Origin of the sequence: Marinobacter sp. UBA5687, assembly GCF_002420325.1 — a bacterium.
Classification (GTDB): domain Bacteria; phylum Pseudomonadota; class Gammaproteobacteria; order Pseudomonadales; family Oleiphilaceae; genus Marinobacter; species Marinobacter nauticus.
The window spans coordinates 20,897-21,133 of record NZ_DIHV01000132.1 but is presented as its reverse complement, the minus strand read 5'-3'; the positions used below and the strand labels follow the sequence as shown (position 1 = coordinate 21,133).

The window sequence follows — 237 nt, the reverse complement described above, 5'->3', positions numbered from 1 at the left end:
GTCCGTGGTCTGCTTGACCGCTTCATAGGTCAGGGTGCCGGAACGGGATACGATACCAACCTTACCCTTCTTGTGGATATGGCCAGGCATGATGCCGATCTTGCACTCGTCCGGAGTGATCACGCCCGGGCAGTTCGGGCCGATCATGCGAACGCCTTTACGATCAACGTATTCTTTGGCATACAGCATGTCGATGGTCGGAATACCTTCAGTGATACAAACGATCAGCTGAATACC

Annotated in this window: 1 pseudogene; it reads right to left on the bottom strand. The window is 53.6% G+C overall.

Going from position 1 to position 237, the window contains the following annotated elements:
- Nucleotides 1-237, bottom strand: a pseudogene (locus B3Y70_RS14745) (succinate--CoA ligase subunit alpha); the annotation flags it as partial.